Below are 21,853 nucleotides of genomic sequence, written 5' to 3'. Positions count from 1 at the left end.
CTGGAGTGTTGCGTGCCGGATTTTTCGGATCAAGACGACCTCGCGCGGGAGAACGATCACCGGGCGCTCAAGACGACGGTACGGGACCGGGTGCTGGCCGCCCGGCGGGCGCTGCCGGAGGACGATCGCCGGGCCGCGGCCGGGCGGGTGCGCCGCGCGCTGAGCGACCTGATAGAGGCGGAACGGCCGGCCCTGGCCACCGCGTACGTGCCGGTCGGCGCGGAGCCCGGCGGCGCGGACCTGCCGGACTCGCTCTCCCGGATGCTGCGCCCGCACGGGACGCTGCTGCTGCCCATCCTGCTGCGCGATCTCGACCTGGACTGGGCGGAGTACGGGGGGCCGGCGTCGCTCACCGTCGGCGCCCGCGGCCTGCGTGAGCCCAGCGGGCGGCGGCGCGGGCCGGCCGCGATCGCGGAGGCCACGCTGGTCGTGGTGCCCGCGCTCGCGGTGGACCGGCGCGGCGTGCGGCTCGGCCGCGGCGGCGGCTCCTACGACCGCGCGCTCACCAGGTGCGCGTCCGCGCTGGTCGTGGCGCTGCTGCACGACGGCGAGCTGGTCGACGAGCTGCCCAGCGAACCGCACGATCGGCGCGTCCAGGCGGTGATCACCCCGTCCGGGGGGCTGGTCCGGCTCGGGTGAGCGCCGCCTCGCTGGACGGAGGGCGCCCCGATGACGGATCATTGGCACTCGGAATTCCCGAGTGCCAACCCGGCGTTGCCTCGGACGTCACTGAGCCGATGATCCTCCGGAGGGGAACGTGCCCACCTACCAGTACGCCTGCACCGAGTGCGGCCACCAGCTCGAGGCGGTGCAGTCGTTCAGCGACGCCCCGCTGACCGAGTGCCCGGCCTGCCAGGGGCGCCTGCGCAAGCTGTTCAACTCGGTGGGCATCGTGTTCAAGGGCTCGGGCTTCTACCGCACCGACTCACGTGGCGGCAGCGCCTCGTCCTCGTCCGAGTCCGGCAAGTCGGGCGCGGCGGCGTCGTCCTCGTCGTCCGAGACGAAGACGGAGTCGAAGTCGGAGGGCGCGGCCAAGCCCGCGGCGGCGTCGACCAGCTCCTCGACGACCACGTCCAGCAGCCCGGCCGCCAGCGCCTCGTAACCCGCCGTCCACAGAACGCGCGGGTTATCCACAGATCCACACGTTATCCACAGGCAGGTCTCCCCGGCCTGTGGATAACTTTGTCACCAGTGTGGCGGCCGGTCCTCGAGCAGGCGGTCGTCGTTGCTGCCACCGCTGCCGTACTCTCCCCAGCCACGGTCCGTGTCGTCGGACGTCTGGTCCGGGAGCACGGGCAGGTCGTCGTCGACCAGGTCGACGGTGCGCTCGTCGTCGATGCCGGCGCGCGGCTCAAGCTCCGGGTTCACGCGCACCAGCGTACCCACCCGCGGATGTCCGGTGTCCCCCGCAGGTGGGTCGTCCGGATGGCGCGTTGGTAGCGTCGGATGACGTGACGACCCCCAGCGGTGCCCCCGACGACCACAGCCCCTGGCGGGACGTCTCCGGCCCGCCGCCGTCCGCGGCCGAGACCGGGTACACCGGGCCGCCGCCGCAGCAGCCCCCGCCGCCCGGCTGGCGTCCGCCGATGCTGCGGCCGTCCCCGCCGCCGCGCCGGCTGCCCCGCCAGGACGCGGCCGCGATCGACGAGGCCGAGTCCCGCGCGCGTGGCCTGAGCTACGGCGTCGGGATCGGCGCGCTGGTCGTGATGGTGATCGCGCTGTGCGCGGTCTGCGGGCGGGTGCTGTTCTAGGAGATCTTCCAGCTCATCGCCGCGCCGGAGTCGCCGGTCATCACCACGAAGTAGCCGGTGACCACGGCCAGCACCACCGCCACCACGCTCAGCCCGATGGAGAGCGCCTTCGGGCCGGTGGCCCGGCGGGTCAGCAACAGCAGCGCGCCGGTGACCACGGCGAGGCCGAGCGAGAAGACGAACGTCCGCTGGCCGTACGAGGCGTGCACGCCGATCTGGTCGAGGAACTGCTCCGGCGTGCCGTCCGCCTCCCGCATGCGGTAGAACGCGTTGCCGGAGAGCATCGAGAACAGCGCGGACAGCGGCGCGACCACGGCCAGCAGCGCGACCGCCCAGTCGATCCGGCCGCGCACCGCCGGCCATACCGCGAAGACGATCGCGCCGAGCGCGAGCAGGGGCACGAAGACGACCGCCGCATGCACCATGAGCACATGCGCGGGCATGCCGTTGATGGTCTCGAACACGATGACTCCTCAGGCCGTACGTCCGGTTGCTACGTCAACAAAGTCACCGCCTGATCGGTCCGGTTCCCGATCTTCTCTGGTAATCCGCTGATGTGTCCGTGAGCACCACCTGTGAGCGAGCGTCTTGAGCGGCAGGCAGCGACGTGTTGTCATGGTTGGATGCCTACCGCCGACGAGCAGCTGCGAATGCGCGGCCTGCGGGTCACCCGCCCGCGGCTCGCCGTGCTCGACGTGCTCGCCCGCGGCGGCCACCTGGAGGTCGAGGAGATCGCCCGGCAGGTGCGGCTGCGCCTGGACTCGGTCTCCACCCAGGCCATCTACGACGTGCTCGGCGCGCTCTCCCGGGCCGGCCTGGCCCGCCGCCTGGAGCCGGCCGGCAGCCCCGCGCGCTACGAGGCCCGCACCGGCGACAACCACCACCACGTGGTCTGCCGCGGCTGCGGCGAGGTGGCGGACGTCGACTGCGTGGTCGGCGACGCGCCCTGCCTGGAGCCGTACCACACCGCCGGCTTCGAGGTGGACGAGGCCGAGGTCACGTTCTGGGGCCTCTGCCCCGGCTGCCAGTCCCGCCGCTCCGCCGATCGGTGAGCGTTCCCCGCCGTAGTCTTGGTGGATGGATCCCGACGACGACCTCGGTCTGTTCGGTCCCGGCTCGGTGAGCTGGCGCGTCCACGCCAGCCCGATCATGCTGGTCGCCGGCCTCCGCTCGCTCTATCTCCAGGCGCTGCACCCGCGCGCGATCGCGGGCGTCGCGCAGAACTCGTCGTACCGCGCCGATCCGATGGGCCGCCTCGGCCGCACCTCGGAGTACGTGGTGACCGTGCTCTACGGCACCACCGCGCAGGCCGAGGCCGCGGCCCGGCGCGTCCGCCGCCGGCACGCCGCGATGCGCGCCACCGACCCGCTGACCGGCGAGGAGTTCCGCCTCGACGACCCCGAACTGCTGCGCTGGGTGCACGTCGCCGAGGTGGAGTCGTTCCTGACCACCGCCCTCCGCGCCGGACTCCCTCTCACCCCCGCCGAGGCCGACGGCTACTACGCCGAACAGCGCCGCGCCGCCGCCCTGATCGGCCTGGACCCCGCGACCGTCCCCGGCACCGTCGCCGAGGTCGCCGACTACTACGCCGAGATCCGCCCCGAGCTGCGCATCACCCCCGACGCCGCCTCCACGTTCGCGTTCCTCAGCGCGCCCCCGATCCCCACCCCCGGCACCTCCCTGCTCGGCGGCCTCCCCCTGCGACTGCTGGTCAACCTCGGCCCGCCGCGCCTGCTCTACACCGGCATAGCGGGCCTCGCCGTCTCCCTGCTCCCACCCTGGGCCCGCCGCCTCTACGGACTCCCCGGCCTGCCCACCACCGACCTGACCGCCGCCCTCAGCACCCGCGCCCTGAACCTCGCCCTCACCCAACTCCCCCGCCGCCTCTACACCAGCCCCCACCACAAGGCCGCCCTCGCCCGCGCCGCCCGCCTCGGCATCCCCACCCCCGCCTGATCCCCCGCCGCCTCGACCCGGCGCCGCCCTCCCGGCAGCATTTGCTCTGCTTACCTGGACGAATCACCCACAAACCGCCACTCGCGAGTGACGTCCCGGCGAGCACTTTGGTCGGGTTCGTTCAGGTAAGCAGAGCAAAGCCGGCCGGACCGATGCCGTCGACCACGGACGCGGCGACCACGCGGCACCACACGGAATCGGCGGGCGAACGCGGCTCGCCGGCCGTCCGCGCCGGGAAGTATCGGACGGAATGGTGATCAGGACGCCCCTTCGTCCGCTGGCCGGCCAGGCCACGCAGGCGCGAAGCGGCCGACGGTCAGTCCCGATCAGCGGCGCGCCAGAAGCGGCGGCCGGCGGCCTGTCCCGATCAGGGACGCGCCGGGGCCGGCCGCGGTCAACCTCGATCAGAGACGCGCCCGGAGAGCAGACGGTGATCAGTCGGTGATCAGTCGCGATCGGCGGCGTGCCGGGGAGCCAGCGGCGGTCAGTCCGGGGCCGGGGTGGGGCGGGAGGACGGGTCGGGGCGGAGTGTCGACTCGACGGCCGACCAGGGGGGCTTCGGCTCGGCGGAGGAGCCGGCCGGGCAGATCGCGCGGAAGTCGCACCAGGAGCAGAGCCGGCCGGGGGTGGTGGGGAAGGCCGTGTCGGGGTCGGCGCCCTCGGTGACGGCGGCCTCCGCGGCCATGATGTCGGCGGCGGTCTCCTCGGCGCGGCGGACCTGGCGGGCCAGGGACTCGTCGGTGTGCTCGTGCGCGGCCACCACGCCGGTCGGCAGGTGGTGCAGCTCGACCCGGTGGCAGGGGGCGTGGAAGACCTTCTCCGCGGCGAACGCGTAGAGCGCCAGCGCCTGTGAGCCGCGTGCGTCGTCCGGGTCGGCGCCGCCGCGGCCGGTCTTGTAGTCGACGATGACCAGCTCGCGGCGGCCGTCGGGGCCGACCCGGGCGTCGATCCGGTCGGCGCGGCCGCTCAGCGCGAGCACGGCGGTGCGGGCGGCGACCACGCGCTCGACGCCGACCGGCTCGAAGGCCGGGTCGAGGCCGGCGAGGTAGCCGTCCAGCCACGCGAGCGCGGCCCGCCAGGCGGCGCGCTCCTGCTCGACGTCGCGGTATCCCTCCCGTACCCACGTGGCCTTGAGCAGGGTCGGGAGCACGCCGGGACGGCGGCGGTCGGCGGGCAGGTCGAACCAGTTCTTCAGCGCGGTGTGCACGCTGGCCCCGAGCGAGTTGTGCGCCCACGGCGGGCCCTTCGGCGGCGTGGGGCGGTCGACGTACGCGTACCGGTAGCGCCGCGGGCAGTCCGTGTACGTGCCGAGCTTGCTGGGCGTGCAGACGAAGAGCCGCTGCGGCATGCCGGGGAACCCGAGCTGCTCGGGCACCGCGGACCGGCCGGTGGAGGAAGACCTGCGCACCCCTCGATCCTGCCAGGAGGGTACGACGGCTACCGCGCGTGGTCGGCGTACTCCGCCACGAACGCGGCCACCGAGTCCGCGATGAGCTGTACCGCGATCGCGGCCAGCAGCAGGCCGGCGATCCGGGTCACCACCTCGATGCCACCCGGCCGGAGGACCCGCACGATCACGTCGGAGAAGCGCAGGACCAGCAGCACCACGCCCATCACGGCGACGATCCCGGCGCCGATCGCCACGTAGTCCGCCGAGTTCTCCGCGTTCCGCACGAACAGCATGGTGGCGACGATCGCGCCGGGGCCGGCCAGCAGCGGTACGCCCAGCGGGACCAGCGCCACGTTCGAGGTGGCCTGCCGATCGCTGGTGTCGTCGGTCTTGCCGGTGAGCAGTTCCAGCGCGATCAGGATCAGCAGCAGCCCACCGGCGCCCTGCAGCGCGGGCAGGTCGACGTGCAGGTAGTCGAGGAGCGTCTGGCCGAGCAGCGCGAACACCACGATGACGCCGAAGGCCAGCGCGACCGCCTGTCGCCCGGCCCGGCGCCGGTCGCGCTTCGGCAGCGTGCCGGTCAGGGCCAGGAAGATCGGCACCATTCCCGGCGGGTCCACGATGACCAGCAGCGTGACGAAGACCTCGCCGAGCAGCTTGAAGTCCACATGATCACGCTACCGTGATCAACATTGGTCAGAGCGGGGGGACTCCGGTGCCGGCCGCCACGATCTTGTCGAGCACCTCGGGCGCGGTGGTGAACGCGCCCAGCGCCACGGTCTTGTGCGTACCGTGGAAATCGGACGAGCCGGTCACCACCAGGCCGAGCCGGTCCGCGAGCCGCCGCACGTGTTCGCGCTCCTCGGGCGAGTGGTCCTCGTGGTCCGCCTCCAGGCCGAACAGCCCGGTTCCGGCCAGCTCCTCGATCAGCGAGTCCGGCACGATCCGGCCGCGCCGGGTGGCGCGCGGGTGGGCCAGCACCGGTACGCCGCCGGCGCCACGCACCAGCCGTACCGCGGTGAAGACGTCGATGTCGGCCTTGGGCAGCCGGTAGCGGCGGCCGAGCCAGCGCGGCCCGAACGCCTCCGACGTGGTGTCGACCAGCCCGGCCCGGATCAGCGCGGCCGCGATGTGCGGGCGTCCGACCGAGCCGCCGGCCGCGTACTCCATCACCTCCGCCCAGCTCACGTCGATGCCGTCGGCGCGCAGCAGATCGACGATCGCCTCGCCGCGCCGCTCCCGGTCGGCCCGCACCCGGGCCAGTTCGCCGGTGAGCGCCGCGTCCGCGGGGTCGATCAGGTACGCCAGCAGGTGCAGCCCGATCCCCGGCTCCGCGCCGTGCCAGCGGCAGGAGATCTCCGCGCCCCGGATCAGCGTCAGCCCGTCCGGGCGCACGCCGGCCGCCTCCGCCCAGCCGGCCGTGGTGTCGTGGTCGGTGATCGCCATCACGGTCAGCCCGGCGGCGGCCCCGGCCCGGATCAGCTCGGCCGGGCGCAGCGTGCCGTCACTGGCGGTGGAGTGGGTGTGCAGGTCGATACGGGGTGCGGTCACCTACAAAGTCTGCATCAGACATCTACCGGGTACGCGAGCCCGGAAGCCCGCCGAGCCGCGGCACGTACTGCCAGTTCGCCCCGACACCGGCGGGCAGCGCCACCGTGCCGCGCACGCCGTCGACCCGGCAGGTGACCGCCGTGCCGTCCGCGCCGGCCAGCAGCGCGTCCGCGGAGATCCAGACCGGCGCGGTGCCGGTCCCAGCCGCGCAGTCCACGGTGCCGCCGGCGCCGCCGATCGCGGCGTCCACGTCGATCAGCCGGAATCCGTCGTCGCCGGCCTGGTAGAGGTGGCTGCCGTCGGCGGACAGCCGCACGCCCGAGTCGCCGTCCACGGTCAGCCCGAGCGCGCACCCGCCGGTCGTGCCGATCCTCAGCTCCGGCGCGGCCGCCTCCAGCCGGGCCAGGCAGACCCGGTCGCCGCCCTCCTCGCGGACCAGCGCGGTGACGGCGCCGTCGGCGCGCGGGCCGAGCACGGTCAGCACCCGCGGGTTGACCGCCGGCTCGACCGGCGCGGCCGGATCGAGCAGCGCGTACGCCCCGTCGCCGGCCCGGATCAGCACGCTGTCGCCGACGAAGCCGGCCGGGTACACCTCCCCCGCGATCGGTGCGCCGCCGGTCACCGCCAGGCCGTCCACGGTCACGGCGCCGACGTGCAGCCGGCCGTCCGCGACGAACGCGATCCGCTCGCCGGCCGGGTCGAGCGCCCAGCCGTCGCCGCGCGCGCTGAGTGCCTTGGTGCTGCCGTCCTCCAGCACCAGCAGCCGGACGCCGTGCTCGCCGCCGTAGACCCAGCCGATCGGCACCCGGTACGCCCGGGTGACGTTCCCCACGCCGGCCAGCGTCACCACCGACCCGCCGGTGGTCCACAGCTGGTCACCGACGCGCACGTCCAGCTCCAGCCCGGTGGGCTCGCCGCCGATGTCGCGTTGCTCCGCGGTGGCGGACCCGTCCGGCCCGCGGTCGGCCTCGGCCACGGCCGGCGGCGCGGCGCTGGACGCCTCCACCGGCGCGCCGTTCGGCAGCATGACCGTGGGCGCTCCGCCGCGCGGCCCGAGCGTGCCGAGCCCGTAGACGGACGCGCCGGCCAGCAGGGCCGCGGCCGCGGCGGCGACCGTCAGCCGCCGGCGGCGGATCGCCCGGCCCCGGGCCATGGCGCGGGCCGCGGGGTCGTCCGCGGACGGCACGCTCTGCGTGGTCGCCGCGAAGAGGTCACGGAGCCGGTCCTCGAGCACCGGGCTCACCGCCTCTCCCGCGCGAGCTGCCGGCGGACCTCGGACAGCGCGGTGGGCGTGGGCGCGGCCGGGCGGGCCGGCAGCGGCCGGGTGGTGATCACCGGCTCCGGGCGCGGCGCGGCCTCGGCGGCGGGCTCCGGCACCGGCACGCCCGAGTCCGGGTCGATGCCCTCCGCGACCAGGCGCCGGCGCAACACGTTCAGCGCGCGGAAGGTCTGGCTCTTGACCGTGCCGGGCGAGATGTTCAGCATCGCGGCGGTCTGCGCCTCGGACAGGTCCTCGTAGAAGCGCAGCACCAGCACGGCCCGCTGCCGGGTGGGCAGCGCCCGCACGTGCCGCCAGAGCGCGTCCCGCTCCAGCTGGGCCTCGATCTCGTCCGGTGCCGCGCGCTCCGGCAGCACCTCGGTGGGGCGCTCACCGTGCCAGCGGCGGCGCCACCAGCTGGTGGCGGTGTTGACCAGCACGCGTCGCGCGTACGGCTCGACCGCCTCGATCCGCCCGAGCCGGCGCCAGGCCAGGTACGTCTTGGTCAGCGCGGTCTGCAGCAGGTCCTCCGCCGTCGCCCAGTCGCCGGCCAGCAGGTACGCCGTGCGCAGCAGCGCGCCGGAGCGGGCGGAGACGAAGTCGCGGAACTCGTCGTCGACGCTGTCGGCGACCACGCGCAGGTCCCGGTCGGCGCTGACCGGCGCCGCCTCCGAGTCGCCCTCCATCGTCACCCTCCCCCGCGTGGCAAGCCGTCCCAGACAGACTCACACGACGCGGGGAGCGATATCTATGGGCGAACGGCTGATATCCGGGCGGGATCAGGCGTCGTCGCCGGGGTCCGCGTTCTTGCCGAGCCGGGCCTCGACGGCCTGCGGCTCGTACATCTCCTCGACCACGCGCAGGTAGAGCTCGTTCGGGTTCGGCAGGTGCTTGACCTCGCGGAGCGCCTGGTCCTGACCGGCCGACTCCAGCACGAACGTGCCGTAGTTCAGCATCCGGCCGACCGGTGACTGCTCGTACTTCATGTCCGTGACCCGGGCCAGCGGCATCATCGCCACCTTGCGCGTGATGATGCCGTTCACGACCATCACGCGCTTGTTGGTCAGGATGAAGCGGTCGAAGTACCAGTCCGCCACCTTCCACGCCACCCAGCCCATGACGCCGAGCCAGACGATCACCGCGACCGTGGTGAACCCGCTCGCCTGCTCCTGTCTGGCCAGGAAGCCGGAGAGGTAGCCGAGCAGGAACGTGGCCGCGGCACCGATCAGCAGCGGTGTCCACAGGTGAACCCAGTGCCGCTTCCACTCGCCCCGGTAGCGCTCGGTCGGGAAGAGATAGCGGGCGACCAGGGTGGTGGGCTCGTCCTCCAGAGGGAGGACCCGGCGTGGCCCCAGCGGCATGCCGGAGGAGTCGACGCGCAGCCCCTCGAACTCTTCGGCCTCGAACTCGGGTGCGATGTACCCATCGTCGGGGCCGGGAGGCCTCGATGCCGTCGTCATGACCGGCTCAGGCGACCAGGCTGGTGAAGAACTCGCTGAAGCCCTGTGCGATGTCGCCGATCGTGCTGCCCAGAGACTGGAACACGTCGGCTGCCGAGTTTGGCCGGAACGCAACGAAGAAGATCAGAAAGGCGATTCCGAGCCAGGTGAGGATCTTCTTTGGCGACATTGCGGGCCATCCCCCTCCGCGGCGGTCAGATACCGTTGTGCGCCGCCCACTCAGAGTATCAGTTGCGCTTCTGGCTGTGAACGAATGACCCAACGCCGGACCATTCACTCAGGCGCTCACGCCCGTCCATGAAGGTACGGAGATGGAGCACCGTACACAAGCTCGGGTGGCACCCACTCCGACAGATCGTGAAGAACGACATGCTCGGCGAAGAGGTAACCCGCGCTCGCGGGCCAGGCTACCGCATACAGCCACATCCCACGCGCTTCTCCGGCGTACGCGCTGCGGTCGGCCGGTGACTTGACGACCCACAGTGGAGTGGGGTGCCCGCCGACCTTGATCTTCGCGTGCGCGCCGGCCGCGCCCTCCATGGCGGAACGCAGCAGCTCACCGCAGTCCAGCCCGGGCAGGCCGGCCAGCCGGGTGCCCAGGCCGACGCCGGGTTCCTCCGCGACCAGCACGATGTCCGCCGGGCCGTCGCCGAGCGGGGCCGGTCCGCTGCACGCCAGCGTGGTGGCCCGCACGCCGGTCCGCTCGTCGCCGGCCCAGCCGACGCCGGTCACGGTCCAGCCGGGCAGCAGCGGCCACGGGCACCAGAGCGGCACGTGCGAGCGGCCGTTCGCGGTGTGCGCGGTCACACTCTCCACTATCTCGGGGCCGATGTGCTCGGCCACGTGCAGCGGGGTGACCGGGCCGCACGGGTCACACCGCCAGTCCGGGTGCATCAGGTCCGGCGGCCTGACCGAGCCCCCGCACCGGGGACAACTCACCGTCACGCCCACAGCACTACGGTGCGTGCCCGCCGCCCCCGGCGTCAAGCGAATCGGGTTTTTCGTCCCCGACCGGGACGGCATGGGCGCGGATCCAGGCGTGCATCGCGATGCCGCTCGCCACGCCCGCGTTGATCGACCGGGTCGAGCCGTACTGCGCGATGGAGAACACCTGGTCACAGGCGTCACGGGCGACATCGGACAGCCCGGGGCCCTCCTGGCCGAACAGCAGCACGCAGCGGCGCGGCAGCACCTCGGACTCCATCGGGCGCGCGCCGGGCAGGTTGTCGATGCCGATCACGGGCAGCTCCGCCGCGCGGGCCCACGCCGTGAAATCCTCGATCGTGGGATGGTGCCGTACGTGTTGGTAGCGGTCGGTGACCATGGCGCCGCGCCGGTTCCAGCGGCGGCGGCCGACGATGTGGACCTCCGCGGCCAGGAACGCGTTGGCGTTGCGCACCACCGTGCCGATGTTCAGGTCGTGCTGCCAGTTCTCGATCGCGACGTGGAACCCGTGCCGGCGCCGGTCGAGGTCGGCGACGACCGCCTCGCGCCGCCAGTACCGGTAGCGGTCCACCACGTTGCGCCGGTCGCCGCCGGCCAGCAGCTCCGGGTCGTAGCGCGGATCGTCCGGCCACGGGCCGGGCCACGGCCCGACGCCCACCTCCAGTTGCGGCTCGGCGGCCGGATCGGACGAAGAGGACTCCACGGGGTCCAGACCCTAGACCAGCCCGAGCGCGGCCCCCAGGTCGGTCAGGAAACGCCGCTCGTCCGCGGAGACGCGCGGGCCGGCGAGGTGGCCGGAGCGGGACGCGGCGCAGACCTTCGCGGCGATCGCCTGGATCCACTGCCGGTACGCGGCGGAGTCGGCCGGGTCCGCGTGCTCGGCCAGCACCCGGGCCGCCTCCCGGCTGGCGGCCAGCACCGCGGCGAGCCCGGCCCCGGGGTCGGTGAACTCCTGCGCGTCCGGCGCGCCGTCCTCGGTCTCCGCGTACACCGCGGCCACCACGGCCCGGACCAGGTCGCTGTCCGAGGCGCGGCCGGCGGCGATCGCGGCGAGCCCGGCGAGTCCCTCGGCGACGGTACGGCCGGGCGAGTCGTGCTGCGCGGAGGTGGCCGCGATCACCACGCGGCCGGGCAGGCGGACCAGGAGGGCCCACTGCGGCGCCGGTATCGGCGACGCCGGGGCCCGGGCGGCGAACCGGCGGCGTTCGGATGCGGACGGGCTCGGCATGGCGACGACCTCCCACGCGCCAGCATATGGCCACACGGGTGCCGCCCTCGGTCAAACGGGGAGTACGGCGGTTCGCCGGGAGTGTTCCGGAGATGGAGCGGTGACGTCACGCGTCGACTTTCTCCGGACGCAATGAGCGGCGGGGCCCTCCCCGGCACCCGCCGCCCACGCTCTGTTGGAGAAGATTTTGCCTCACCGTCCGTATTCAATGGAAGAGTTCAAGCTAGTTGTTTTGGCGACAGTTATCTATTCGAGACGTAACCTATCGTGTTGTCACGTGAGGCGTGACACAGTGTAACGGCAAGGGATATCCCTACCTCAAGCGGCTCCCGCAGGTCGGACAGCCTGTGCGAGAGCGGTTACCCGGGAACGCTCCCAATACTCACCGTAATCGGTGGAAGATCCGTGCGCTCAACCGACGCCGTTGCGGAGCGAAGTCGGGTGGGAATTGCACGCAGGAAATCTGCACGCCCGGACCCGCCTAGCCGGCGCTCGGAACGGGTAACTACCCAGGTGAGGCGGGCGCCACTCCCCGCCCGGCGGCCCGCCGGGAATGCGCCACGGCGGGGATTGGTTTCGATGACCGGAGACGGAAAGGCCTCACACGGCCAGATCGGAGACATCACATGGCGACCGTTGCGCTGACCGACGCGAACTTCGACGACGTGACGAGCAAGGACGGCATCGTGCTCGTCGACTTCTGGGCCAGCTGGTGCGGCCCGTGCGTGAGGTTCGCCCCCACCTACGAGGCGGCCTCCGAGAAGAACCCGGACATCACGTTCGGCAAGGTCGACACCGAGGCCGAGCAGGAGATCGCCATGAAGTTCGGCATCCGCTCGATCCCGACCATCATGGCCATCCGCGACGGCGTGATCGTCTTCTCGCAGCCGGGCGCGCTCCCCTCGTCCGCGCTGGACTCGGTGATCGAGCAGGTCCGGGCGCTGGACATGGACGAGGTCAAGTCCCAGCTCGCCGCGCAGCAGAGCTGACGATCCACAGACATTCGAGGGTACGGCCGGGAGGTTCTCCCCGCCGTACCCTCGATGGCTTTCCGGGGCCGGTCAGGCGACGTGGGCGAGGTAGCCGTCCAGCGCCTCGGCCAGCACCTGCGCTCCCGGGCGGGCCCAGACGTCAGCGTGGAAGACCTCCACCTCGACCGGGCCGGTGTACCCGGCCGCGTCGACCGCCTCGCGGAACCGGCGCAGCTCGATCACGCCGTCGCCGGGCAGCGCGCGGCCGAGCAGCACCCCCTCGGGCAGTGGCGTGATCCAGTCCGCGGCCTGGAACGTGGCGATCCGGTGCTCCGCGCCGGCCCGGGCGATCTGCTCCCAGACCTCCGGGTCCCACCAGACGTGGTACGTGTCGACGCACACGCCGACCGACTCCGCCGGGTACGGCCGGGCCAGGTCCAGCGCCTGGCCGAGCGTGGAGACCACGCACCGGTCGGAGGCGAACATCGGGTGCAGCGGCTCGATCGCCAGTCGCACCCCGGCCGCGCGCGCGTGCGGGACCAGCTCACCGATCGCGTCGCCGACGTGCCGCCGGGCGCCGTCCACGTCCCGCGAACCGTCCGGCAGGCCGCCGCAGACCAGCACCAGCACCGGCGTGCCGAGCGTGTGCGCCTCGTCGATCGCGCGCCGGTTCTCGTCGTACCACCCGGGCTCCTGGAAGAACCCGCCGCGGCACAGCGTGGTGATCGGCACGCCCAGGTCGCGGGCGAGCGCGGCCGCCTTCTCCACGCCGTAGGCCCGCGTCTCCTCCCGCCACAGCCCCACGCCGCCGATGCCCGCGGCGGCGGCACCGGCCAACAGCTCGTCCACCGGCCAGCGTTTGGTGGTGGCCGCGTTCAGCGAGAATCGGGCGCGGCTCACGACAGGGCCGGGATCTCGACGCGGCGGCCCTCGCGCGCCGATCGCAGACCCAGCTCGGCCAGCTGCACGCCACGCGCACCGGCCCACAGGTCCCAGGTGTACGGCGTGTCCTCGGCCACGTGCCGCAGGAACAGCTCCCACTGCGCCTTGAAGCCGTTGTCGAACTCCTCGTTGTCCGGCACGGCCTGCCACTGCGCGCGGAAGTCCTCGGTGGCCGGCAGGTCCGGGTTCCACACCGGCTTGGGCGTGGTGGCCCGGTGCTGGATCCGGCATTCGCGCAGGCCGGCGACCGCGCTGCCCTCGGTGCCGTCCACCTGGAACTCGACCAGTTCGTCGCGGTAGACCCGGACCGCCCAGGACGAGTTGATCTGCGCGACCACGCCGCCCGCCAGCTCGAAGATGCCGTACGCGGCGTCGTCCGCGGTCGCGTCGTAGGCGGCGCCGGACTCGTCCCAGCGGGTCGGCACGTGCGTGGCGACGTGCGCGGTCACGGCCTTGACCTCGCCGAAGATCTGCTCCAGCACGTAGTGCCAGTGCGGGAACATGTCGACCACGATGCCGCCGCCGTCCTGCGACCGGTAGTTCCACGAGGGACGCTGCGCGGCCTGCCAGTCGCCCTCGAAGACCCAGTAGCCGAACTCGCCGCGGATGGACAGGACGCGGCCGAAGAACCCGCCCTTGACCAGCCGGTCCAGCTTGCGCAGGCCGGGCAGGAAGAGCTTGTCCTGGACCACGCCGTGCTTGATCCCGGCCGCGTCCGCCAGCCGGGCCAGGTCGACGGCGCCGGCCAGGTCCTCGGCGGTCGGCTTCTCCGTGTAGATGTGCTTGCCGGCCTCGATCGCCAGCCGGAGCGCCTTCTCCCGCTGCGCCGTGACCTGCGCGTCGAAGTAGATCTCCACGTCCGGCCGGGCCAGCGCGGCGGCCAGGTCCGTGGTGTAGTCGGTGAGCCCGTGCCGCTCCGCGATCTCACGCAGCTTCGCCTCGTTGCGGCCGACCAGGACCGGCTCCGGGTAGAGCCGGTCACCGTTCGCCAGCGGCAGTCCGCCCTGCTCCCGGAGCGCCAGCAGCGAACGGACCAGGTGCTGCCGATAGCCCATCCGGCCGGTCACGCCGTTGAGCACGATGCCGATCGTCCTTCGCGCCATGGTGCGGTCCTCCAGGCTCCCCGGGTAAGCGCTTTCCTGGGCAATCTACTGGCGCCACCAGCGGCCCGGCAAGGGCTTTCCCGTAACCTTCGGACGTTGCGAAGTCGATATTCTTCTCTCGCAGCAAGCGATGAGGACGCCGGAAGGGACGTGCCGCCCATGGCGACGTTGGCCGAGGTCGCGAAGCGGGCCGGGGTGTCGCCCGCGACCGCCTCCAGGATCATCAACGGCAGCCCCAAGCCGGTCACCGACGCGCTGCGCGAGCGGGTGCTGGCCGCGGTCGAGGAGCTGCAGTACGTGCCGAACGCGCACGCCCAGTCGCTGGCCCGGGCGAACCGGAGCGCGATCGGCGTGATCGTGCACGACGTCTCCGACCCGTACTTCGCGGAGATCACCCGGGGGCTGCAGCGCGTCGCCACCGAGCACGGCCGCCTGGTGATCATCTGCAACAGCTACCGCGACCCGGCCCGCGAGCTGGAGTACGTCGAGCTGCTGCGCGCGCACCAGGTGGCCGCGCTGGTGCTGGCCGGCTCCGGCTACCACGACGAGGACTTCACCCGGGCGCTGGTCGGCAAGCTCCAGGTGTACGAGAAGGGCGGCGGCCGAGTCGCGGTGATCGGCCGCCACCAGCACGCCGGCGACGCCGTGGTGCCGGACAACGAGATGGGCGGCTACCTGCTCGGCTCCGAGCTCTACGCGCTGGGCCACCGGCGGATCGGCGTGATCGCCGGGCCGAAGCTGCTGACCACCACCACGGACCGGCTCTCCGGCCTGCGGCGCGCCGCGCGCGAGCGGGGGCACGAGTTGCCGGCCGCGCGGATCGCGTACGCGGACTTCGACCGGGACAGTGGCGCCGAGGCCGCGGCCGCGCTGCTGGACGCGGAGCCCGGCCTGACCGCGATCGCGGCGCTGAACGACTCGATGGCGATCGGCGCGCTGGCGCTGCTGCGCGCCCGCGGCATCGACGTGCCGGGCCGGGTCAGCGTGGCCGGGTTCGACGACATGCCGGTCGCGCGCGACGTGACGCCCGCGCTGACCACGGTACGGCTGCCACTGGCCGAGATGGGCGCGCGGGCGATGACGCTGGCGCTGGACGGCGCGGGCGAGCCCGGCAACCGGATCGAGGAGGTCGGCGCGGAGCTGATCCGCCGGGACAGCGCGGGGCCGGTTCGCCCGTAGGCGTGTCGCGCTGGACAGAATGATCGAACGTATGTTCGACTAGTGGTCATGCGCTGGGCGAACCTGTCGGCTCCCCCCGACGACGGCTCCCCGCGGGGACCGGAGGACTCGACTCCTCCGGAGTCCTCCCCGAGGGCGGCGCCGGCGGCTCCACCCCTGCCGCTGGCGCTGCCCAGCGCCGTCGTCAGGACGTTCGACACGCCCGGGTTCGCCGGCATGACGTTCTACGAGATCCGGGCGAAGTCAATCATCAACCGGGTGCCCGGCGCGTCCCGCGTCCCGTTCGAGTGGACGATCAATCCGTACCGGGGATGCGGCCACGCGTGTACGTACTGCTTCGCCCGGAACACGCACACGTACCTCGACCTGGACGCCGGGCACGACTTCGACACCCGGGTGGTGGTCAAGGTCAACGCGGGCGAGTTGGTGCGCCGTGAGCTGGCCGCGCGGTCGTGGCGGGGCGGGCACATCGCGATGGGCACCAACGTGGACTGCTACCAGCGCGCCGAGGGCCGCTACCGGCTGATGCCGGAGATCATCACGGCGCTCCGCGACTTCGCGAACCCGTTCTCCATCCTCACCAAGGGCACGCTGATCCTGCGCGACCTGCCGCTGCTGCGCCAGGCCGCGTCCGTCACCCGGGTCGGCGTCTCCATGTCCGTCGGGTTCGTCGACGAGGGCGTGTGGCGGTCGGCCGAGCCCGGCACGCCCAGCCCGCGCCGCCGGCTGGACGCGGTGAAGGCGCTGACCGACGCCGGCTTCGCGGTCAGCGTGCTGATGGCGCCGATCCTGCCCGGGCTGACCGACACGGCCGCGTCGATCGAGGAGACCGTGGCCGCGATCGCGGACAGCGGCGCGGTGAGCGTGACGCCGCTGCCGCTGCACCTGCGGCCCGGCGCCCGGGAGTGGTACGCGCGGTGGATCGGGCGCAACCATCCGCACCTGGTGCCGCGCTACCGCGAGCTGTACCGGACCGGGTCGTACGCGCCCAAGGCGTACCAGCGGGAGGTGGCGACGCTGGTACGTACGGCGGCGCGGCGGCACGGGCTGGGCGGGGCCGCGCCGGGCGAGGCCCGCGCGGTCCCGGTCCCGCCCGCCCCGCCGGAGCCGGAGCAGCTCACCCTGCTCTGAGTAGAGTCGGTGCGGTGAGCGATCCGAGAGAGATCCTGGCCGGCACATCCACGATCGTGGTGGTCGGCGCGTCCCGCGACCCGGACAAGCCGGCGCACAGCGTGCCGATGCAGATGATGCGGCACGGCTGGCGGATCGTCCCGGTCAACCCGTTCGTCTCCGAGATCTTCGGCGTGCGGGCGTACCCGAGCCTGGCCGACGTGCCGGAGCCGCTGGACATGGTGAACGTGTTCCGGCCGTCCGCGGACGCGCTGGACGTGGTCAAGGCCGCGGTCGAGCTCGGCGCGCGGTCGATCTGGCTGCAACAGGGCATCGTCAACGCACAGGCGCGGCGGATCGCCGAAGCGGCCGGCATTCCCTACGTGGAGGATCGCTGCCTGGCCGTGGAGCGCGCGCTGGGCCGGCTGTCCCGGGTGAGCGGCTGAGCGCGCTGGCGCGCCGGTCCCAGAGCCTGTATCGCCGTGGGATGCCGGGCTGCGGCGTGGCCCCGGCGCCGCCTGGCCGCACGTCGCGAAAGCCCACATACGACACCGGTATGCGGACTTCCGCGCCGCACACCCGGACGACACCTGGACCTCGCCTCGCTCCGACTCCCACGTCGATACAGGCTCTAGACTGCGCGCGTGTCCAGGGTGCTGCGTGTCGCGGTGGTGCTTCCCGTCCTCGGCGCGGCGGCGCTGACCGGCTGGGCCGTCCGGAACGGCACCGACCTGTCCGGCGCGGTCATGCCCGGCGCGCTGCTGGCTCTCGGCACCGGATGGCTGCTGCGGCGGCGCGACCGGGACCGGCCGATGCGCTGGCTGCCCTCGATCCGGCTGCCGGGCGGCGGGACCGCGGCCGGGCTGGTCGCGCCGCTGTCCCGGCCGGAGACCGCGTGGTTCCTGGTGATGAACGCCGCGCTCCCGGTCTGGGCCGCCGGCGTCGCCGGCTGGTGCGCCCGGCCGCCGCACGGCTTCGGCCTGCTGTTCGGCGCGCTGGCGTGCGCCGTGGCGCTGTGGGCGCTGTACCGGCTGTACCTGAACCTGCCGATGCTGCGCCGGGTCGCCATCGTCGAGGCGGGCGTGCTGACCCGAGGGCGGCTGATCCCGTGGGCGGAGATCGAGTCGGTGCGGCTGACCGCGGCCGGTGATGACGACGACGGCGACGTGGAGCTGCGGACCGGCGGGCGGCTGCTCGACCTCACGCCGCCCGGCTCGATGATCGACCCGCCGGAGTTGCGCCTGGCCGTGGTCACCTACCTGCGCGCGCCCGAGCGCCGGGCCGAGCTGAACTCACCGGTCGACCCGCGCGGCGAGGTCGTCGTCCCGCCCGACCCCCGGCTGGGCCGCCATCCGCGCCTCGAGACCGTCGAGCGTGGTCCGGAGGCCTAGCTCGAACAGCGCGTCCAGGTCCAGGTCGAACCCGTCCGCGGTGACCACGGCCATCATCCTGGACCACACCGGGTGGCGCTCCTCGGCCATCAGCGCGGCCATCGCCGGTGAGGTGCGCGCGACCCACTCCTCGCCGGAGATGCCGCTGGTGGACTGCGCCTGCGCCTCCCGCTCCAACTGCATGGCGAGGCTCTGCACCTGGGTGTAGATCAGGATCGAGTGGTGGAGCATCTCCTCCGCCGTCAGCCCCCGGCCGTCCAGCGCCCGCAGGATCTGCTCGTCGTGGGCCAGCAGGTTGGGCAGCGGCAGCGGGCGGAACAGCGAGTCGACGTGCGGCAGCCAGGGGTGGCGGCGGTAGAGCGTCCAGAGCGCGCGGGCGGCCCGCTCGATCCGCGGCCGCCAGGCGAGCGGCTCCTCGTCCTCCGGGTAGCCGATCTCGCCGTAGGCCGCGTCCGCCATCAGCGCTGTCAGCTCGTCCTTGTCGGCGACGTGCCGGTACGTCGACATGGTGGCCGCGCCGAGCCGGGCCGCGATCGCGCGCATCGAGAGCGCGTCCAGCCCCTCCGCGTCGGCCAGCTCGATCGCGGTGCGGACCACGCGCTCGCGGGTGAGGTCGCGCGGCGTGCCCCGGACCGCCGGGCCGTCCGCGCGGTCCGCGCGGTCCGCGCGGTCCGCGACGATCGTGCCGGAGCGCGGCTCGGTGCGGACCAGGCCGAGGTGGCGCAGCGTGGTGAGCGCCTTGGTGGCCGTGGCCATCGCGACCCCCCACTCGCGCGCGATCCGGCGGGTGGACGGGACGCGGTCACCGGGAGCCAGTTCGCCGTCCCGGATGCGGCGGCCGAGTTCGGTGACGATGCGCTGGAACGGCGGCTCCTCGGCCACGGCAACCCCTCTCTGCACTAGTGCACAGGATAGCTGCTCTAGCGCACATTCGCACTGTTCAGAGACTGTATGTACGTCGTACAGTCAGATGCGTACAGAGTATTCGTCGATCCCGAGGGGACACTCATGACCTCCGTTCTGATCTCCGGCGGTGGCGTCGCCGGACCCGCGCTGGCGCTCCGCCTGCGCGCCCACGGCTTCGACGTCACGGTCGTCGAGCGGGCGCCCGCGCCGCGCCCCGGCGGCCAGGCGCTCGACGTCCGCGGCGCCGCGCTCGACGTCGCGGACCGGATGGGGCTGCTCGGCGAGCTGCGCGAGCTGCGTACCCGGATGCGCGGCATGTCCGTGCTGGACGCGGAGGGCACCGAGCTGATGCGCTCCGAGGAGTACGCGGCCAGCAGCGGGCGGCTGGGCGGCCCGGACATCGAGGTGCTGCGCGAGGATCTGGCCGGGCTGCTGCATCGGCACGGTGTCGCGGCCGGCGTGCGGCACGTCTTCGGCGACACGGTCACCGCGCTGCGCGAGACGGACGCCGGCGTACGGGTGGAGTTCGCGCACGCCGCACCGCGCACGGTCGACCTGGTGGTGGGCGCGGACGGGCTGCGCTCGGCCACCCGCCGGCTGGTCTTCGGCCCGGACGAGCGGTTCCTGCACCACCTGGGCGTCTACGTGGCGGTCTACACCATGGAGAACATCCTGAAGCTGGAGGACTGGCAGGTCTGGGTCCAGGCACCGGGCGTCGGCGGCGGCATCTACCCGGCGCGGGACAACACGGAGATCCGGGTCAACCTGGGCTTCGAGTCCGGGCCGATCGAGGGCTTCCACCGGGACCGGGCGGCGCAGCGGGCCGAGCTGGCGGCGCGGTTCGCGGGGCTGGGCTGGGAGTTCCCGCGGCTGATCGAGGGCGCGCGAACGGCGCCGGACTTCTACTGCGACGCGATGGCGCAGGTACGGATGGACACCTGGTCGCGCGGCCGGGTGACGCTGCTCGGCGACGCCGCGTTCTGCCCGTCGCCGCTGTCCGGGCAGGGCACCAGCCTGGCGCTGGTCGGCGCCTGGGTGCTCGGCGAGGAACTGGGCCGGTCGGGCGTGGCCGAGGCGCCGGCCGCGTACGAGGCGCGGATGCGCCCGTTCGTGGCGCTCAATCAGGCGCTGGTGGCGAACGAGCCGGGCAGCCCGGAGTCGGAGGCGGCGATCGAGACGGCCAAGGTCGCCATCGCGCTGTAGGAGCCTCCGGGGGCGTACCGGCGGCACGCCCCCGGAGGGATCAGCGGTTGTACTGCGACTCGCGCACGCTGTTGCCGCCGTCCACCACCAGCATCTGGCCGGTGATGTAGGAGGCCGCGGGCGAGCAGAGGAACGTGATCGCGGCCGCCACCTCCTCCGGCGTGCCCGGGCGGCGCATCGGCGTGTCCAGGCCCTGCTTCAGCTCCGCGACCGTGGACGCGGCCGTGTAGATGGTGCCGGGCGCGACCGCGTTGACGTTCACGCCGTCCGCCACGACCTCCATCGCCAGCGCACGGGTGAGGCCCACCACGCCCGCCTTGGCGGCCGCGTACGCCGCCTCGGTGGGCAGCGCGTTGACCGGGCCGGTGGTCGCGGCCAGATTCACGATCCGGCCCCAGCCGCGCTCGGCCATGCCGCCGACGAACGCGCGGCTGCACAGGAACGCGGTGCTCAGATTGCGGTCGATCTCGGTGCGCCACTCCTCGTACGTGAGCTGGGCCACCGGGCGCAGCACCTCCGGCGAGGCCCGGCTGGTCAGGCCCGCGTTGTTGACCAGCACGTCCACGTCGCCGAGGGTGTCCGCGACCGCGTCGGCGAGCGCGCCGACCTCGGACTCGTCGGTCAGGTCCGCGACGAAGCCGGTGACCGACAGCTCGTCGGCGCGCTCGTGGATGCGGCGGGTGGTGGAGACGATCGCGACCTTGGCGCCCAGGTCCCGCAGCCGGCGGGCGGTGGCGTAGCCGATGCCGTCCGGGCTGCCCGCGCCGGTGACGAGCGCGACGCGGCCGTCCAGTCGCAGCGTGGTCGACTCGAGCGAAGGAAGGTCGGCGGGCACTGGATCGGAGTCGGGTGTCATGTCCGAAATCCTGCCCGCTCACCGCGAACGGGGCAACGACCGGGGGCGCAGCGGCGCGAGCGCGGGCGGTCTACCCTCATGGCGTACCCGCGCCACAACGGAGATCGCGAATGACATATCCGCCGCAGCAGCCGGAGGGCTGGAGCGATCCGGCGTACCCGGCCCACCCCCCGGCCGGCCAGCCGCCGGTCTCCGGACCCGCCGGGCCCGGCTACCCACCCATCCCCGATCCGGCCGGGGCCTACCCGCCGCCCATGGCCTACCCGGTGGGCAAGGACGCGGCGTACCCGTACGCGACCGGATACCCGACGCCCGGCTACGAGTACGGGGCGTGGGGGGCGCCCCGGAAGACGAACGGCACGGCGATCGCCTCGCTGGTCGTCTCGATCATCGGCGCGTTCGGCCTGGCCTGCTACGGCGCCGGCGGCCTCCTGGCCGCGGTCGGCGCGATCCTCGGGCACGTCGCCCGGCGCCAGATCCGGACGAACGGCGACGACGGCGACGGCCTGGCGCTGGCCGGCATCATCACCGGCTGGATCGCGACCGCGCTCGGCGTGGCGATCATCGCGTTCATCGTCATCGTGATCGTCTTCGCGGTGAACAACTCGTCGACGACCGACACCGGCGTCGGTGGGCCCTACTACTAGGAGACC

27 protein-coding genes and 1 pseudogene are annotated in these 21,853 nt (G+C 73.2%); 12 read left to right on the top strand and 16 right to left on the bottom strand.

Annotation, left to right across the window (positions count from 1 at the left end; genetic code table 11):
• The first annotated feature begins 12 nt into the window (after positions 1–12).
• Both J2S41_RS36940 and J2S41_RS36935 read left to right on the top strand, forming a co-directional pair.
• Positions 13–639, top strand: coding sequence for a 5-formyltetrahydrofolate cyclo-ligase (locus J2S41_RS36940; protein ID WP_310375278.1), 627 nt, complete (start codon positions 13–15; stop codon positions 637–639).
• Between the two features lie 118 nt (positions 640–757).
• On the top strand, positions 758–1,102 hold the full coding sequence (locus tag J2S41_RS36935) for an FmdB family zinc ribbon protein (protein WP_310375277.1): 345 nt from the start codon (positions 758–760) through the stop codon (positions 1,100–1,102).
• 83 nt (positions 1,103–1,185) lie between these two features.
• On the opposite strand, the gene J2S41_RS36930 is transcribed toward J2S41_RS36935, so the two are convergent.
• On the bottom strand, positions 1,186–1,368 hold the full coding sequence (locus J2S41_RS36930) for a hypothetical protein (protein WP_310375275.1): 183 nt from the start codon (positions 1,366–1,368) through the stop codon (positions 1,186–1,188).
• Positions 1,369–1,451: 83 nt separating this feature from the next.
• Here J2S41_RS36930 and J2S41_RS36925 point away from each other — a divergent pair, with 83 nt between their 5' ends.
• Positions 1,452–1,751 carry a translation initiation factor 2 gene (locus J2S41_RS36925; protein WP_310375273.1) on the top strand — a complete coding sequence of 100 codons (300 nt, stop codon included), beginning with the start codon at positions 1,452–1,454 and terminating at the stop codon, positions 1,749–1,751.
• Here J2S41_RS36925 and J2S41_RS36920 read toward each other — a convergent pair.
• A complete protein-coding gene (locus J2S41_RS36920) occupies positions 1,748–2,215 on the bottom strand; it encodes a DUF2231 domain-containing protein (RefSeq protein WP_310375271.1) in 468 nt (155 codons plus the stop codon). The genes J2S41_RS36925 and J2S41_RS36920 overlap by 4 nt on opposite strands.
• Before the next feature lie 159 nt (positions 2,216–2,374).
• On the opposite strand from J2S41_RS36920, the gene J2S41_RS36915 reads away from it, so the two are divergent.
• Complete coding sequence (locus tag J2S41_RS36915; RefSeq protein ID WP_310375270.1) at positions 2,375–2,803, top strand: Fur family transcriptional regulator; 429 nt, start codon at positions 2,375–2,377, stop codon at positions 2,801–2,803.
• Between the two features lie 25 nt (positions 2,804–2,828).
• Entirely contained in the window at positions 2,829–3,707 is an 879-nt protein-coding gene (locus tag J2S41_RS36910) for an oxygenase MpaB family protein (protein ID WP_310375268.1), read from the top strand.
• Between the two features lie 484 nt (positions 3,708–4,191).
• Here J2S41_RS36910 and J2S41_RS36905 read toward each other — a convergent pair whose 3' ends face one another.
• From J2S41_RS36905 to J2S41_RS36860, 10 genes and pseudogenes are all read right to left on the bottom strand, one after another.
• Complete coding sequence (locus J2S41_RS36905) at positions 4,192–5,055, bottom strand: RecB family exonuclease (RefSeq protein WP_310376799.1); 864 nt, start codon at positions 5,053–5,055, stop codon at positions 4,192–4,194.
• An 89-nt stretch (positions 5,056–5,144) separates the two neighbouring features.
• Positions 5,145–5,765: a MarC family protein gene (locus J2S41_RS36900; protein ID WP_310375267.1), complete on the bottom strand. Its 621-nt coding sequence runs from the start codon at positions 5,763–5,765 to the stop codon at positions 5,145–5,147.
• A gap of 28 nt (positions 5,766–5,793) precedes the next feature.
• Entirely contained in the window at positions 5,794–6,648 is an 855-nt protein-coding gene (locus J2S41_RS36895) for a PHP domain-containing protein (protein ID WP_310375266.1), read from the bottom strand.
• Between the two features lie 22 nt (positions 6,649–6,670).
• Positions 6,671–7,891: a hypothetical protein gene (locus J2S41_RS36890; protein WP_310375264.1), complete on the bottom strand. Its 1,221-nt coding sequence runs from the start codon at positions 7,889–7,891 to the stop codon at positions 6,671–6,673.
• Positions 7,888–8,592 carry a SigE family RNA polymerase sigma factor gene (locus J2S41_RS36885; protein WP_310375262.1) on the bottom strand — a complete coding sequence of 235 codons (705 nt, stop codon included), beginning with the start codon at positions 8,590–8,592 and terminating at the stop codon, positions 7,888–7,890. Before J2S41_RS36885 ends, J2S41_RS36890 begins: the two co-directional genes overlap by 4 nt.
• Positions 8,593–8,685: 93 nt before the next feature.
• Positions 8,686–9,300: pseudogene (locus tag J2S41_RS36880) on the bottom strand (PH domain-containing protein); the annotation flags it as partial.
• 73 nt (positions 9,301–9,373) lie between these two features.
• A complete protein-coding gene (locus tag J2S41_RS36875; RefSeq protein WP_198154052.1) occupies positions 9,374–9,535 on the bottom strand; it encodes a hypothetical protein in 162 nt (53 codons plus the stop codon).
• Between the two features lie 116 nt (positions 9,536–9,651).
• Entirely contained in the window at positions 9,652–10,305 is a 654-nt protein-coding gene (locus tag J2S41_RS36870; RefSeq protein ID WP_374728308.1) for a DUF6758 family protein, read from the bottom strand.
• 16 nt (positions 10,306–10,321) lie between these two features.
• On the bottom strand, positions 10,322–11,014 hold the full coding sequence (locus tag J2S41_RS36865; RefSeq protein ID WP_310375257.1) for a TrmH family RNA methyltransferase: 693 nt from the start codon (positions 11,012–11,014) through the stop codon (positions 10,322–10,324).
• 12 nt (positions 11,015–11,026) lie between these two features.
• Positions 11,027–11,539 carry a hypothetical protein gene (locus tag J2S41_RS36860; RefSeq protein WP_310375256.1) on the bottom strand — a complete coding sequence of 171 codons (513 nt, stop codon included), beginning with the start codon at positions 11,537–11,539 and terminating at the stop codon, positions 11,027–11,029.
• A 626-nt stretch (positions 11,540–12,165) separates the two neighbouring features.
• On the opposite strand from J2S41_RS36860, the gene trxA reads away from it, so the two are divergent.
• Positions 12,166–12,528: a thioredoxin gene (trxA, locus tag J2S41_RS36855; RefSeq protein ID WP_310375254.1), complete on the top strand. Its 363-nt coding sequence runs from the start codon at positions 12,166–12,168 to the stop codon at positions 12,526–12,528.
• A 72-nt stretch (positions 12,529–12,600) separates the two neighbouring features.
• On the opposite strand, the gene J2S41_RS36850 is transcribed toward trxA, so the two are convergent.
• Together J2S41_RS36850 and J2S41_RS36845 are read right to left on the bottom strand one after the other, a co-directional pair.
• Positions 12,601–13,410 carry a sugar phosphate isomerase/epimerase family protein gene (locus J2S41_RS36850; RefSeq protein ID WP_310375253.1) on the bottom strand — a complete coding sequence of 270 codons (810 nt, stop codon included), beginning with the start codon at positions 13,408–13,410 and terminating at the stop codon, positions 12,601–12,603.
• Complete coding sequence (locus tag J2S41_RS36845; RefSeq protein WP_310375251.1) at positions 13,407–14,555, bottom strand: Gfo/Idh/MocA family protein; 1,149 nt, start codon at positions 14,553–14,555, stop codon at positions 13,407–13,409. The genes J2S41_RS36850 and J2S41_RS36845 overlap by 4 nt, the downstream gene beginning before the upstream one ends.
• 159 nt (positions 14,556–14,714) lie before the next feature.
• Between J2S41_RS36845 and J2S41_RS36840 the strand changes: the two genes are divergently transcribed.
• The 4 genes from J2S41_RS36840 (at position 14,715) to J2S41_RS36825 (ending at position 18,235) form a co-directional block, all read left to right on the top strand.
• Positions 14,715–15,734 carry a LacI family DNA-binding transcriptional regulator gene (locus tag J2S41_RS36840; protein WP_310375250.1) on the top strand — a complete coding sequence of 340 codons (1,020 nt, stop codon included), beginning with the start codon at positions 14,715–14,717 and terminating at the stop codon, positions 15,732–15,734.
• Between the two features lie 48 nt (positions 15,735–15,782).
• Positions 15,783–16,865 carry an Rv2578c family radical SAM protein gene (locus J2S41_RS36835; RefSeq protein WP_310375249.1) on the top strand — a complete coding sequence of 361 codons (1,083 nt, stop codon included), beginning with the start codon at positions 15,783–15,785 and terminating at the stop codon, positions 16,863–16,865.
• 14 nt (positions 16,866–16,879) lie between these two features.
• On the top strand, positions 16,880–17,290 hold the full coding sequence (locus tag J2S41_RS36830) for a CoA-binding protein (RefSeq protein WP_310375247.1): 411 nt from the start codon (positions 16,880–16,882) through the stop codon (positions 17,288–17,290).
• Positions 17,291–17,488: 198 nt separating this feature from the next.
• Positions 17,489–18,235, top strand: a complete 747-nt coding sequence (locus tag J2S41_RS36825) for a hypothetical protein (RefSeq protein WP_310375245.1) — start codon at positions 17,489–17,491, stop codon at positions 18,233–18,235.
• Here J2S41_RS36825 and J2S41_RS36820 read toward each other — a convergent pair.
• Complete coding sequence (locus tag J2S41_RS36820) at positions 18,137–19,135, bottom strand: TetR/AcrR family transcriptional regulator C-terminal domain-containing protein (RefSeq protein ID WP_310375242.1); 999 nt, start codon at positions 19,133–19,135, stop codon at positions 18,137–18,139. The genes J2S41_RS36825 and J2S41_RS36820 overlap by 99 nt on opposite strands.
• A 108-nt stretch (positions 19,136–19,243) precedes the next feature.
• Between J2S41_RS36820 and J2S41_RS36815 the strand changes: the two genes are divergently transcribed.
• Complete coding sequence (locus J2S41_RS36815; protein ID WP_310375241.1) at positions 19,244–20,344, top strand: FAD-dependent monooxygenase; 1,101 nt, start codon at positions 19,244–19,246, stop codon at positions 20,342–20,344.
• 40 nt (positions 20,345–20,384) lie between these two features.
• On the opposite strand, the gene J2S41_RS36810 is transcribed toward J2S41_RS36815, so the two are convergent.
• Positions 20,385–21,200 (bottom strand): SDR family NAD(P)-dependent oxidoreductase, encoded by an 816-nt coding sequence (locus J2S41_RS36810; protein ID WP_307242840.1) that lies wholly within the window; start codon positions 21,198–21,200, stop codon positions 20,385–20,387.
• A gap of 110 nt (positions 21,201–21,310) precedes the next feature.
• Here J2S41_RS36810 and J2S41_RS36805 point away from each other — a divergent pair, with 110 nt between their 5' ends.
• On the top strand, positions 21,311–21,847 hold the full coding sequence (locus J2S41_RS36805) for a DUF4190 domain-containing protein (RefSeq protein ID WP_310375237.1): 537 nt from the start codon (positions 21,311–21,313) through the stop codon (positions 21,845–21,847).
• Positions 21,848–21,853 lie beyond the last annotated feature (6 nt).

The organism is Catenuloplanes atrovinosus, assembly GCF_031458235.1.
Taxonomy (GTDB): domain Bacteria; phylum Actinomycetota; class Actinomycetes; order Mycobacteriales; family Micromonosporaceae; genus Catenuloplanes; species Catenuloplanes atrovinosus.
This window is presented reverse-complemented; position numbering and strand designations above follow the sequence as displayed.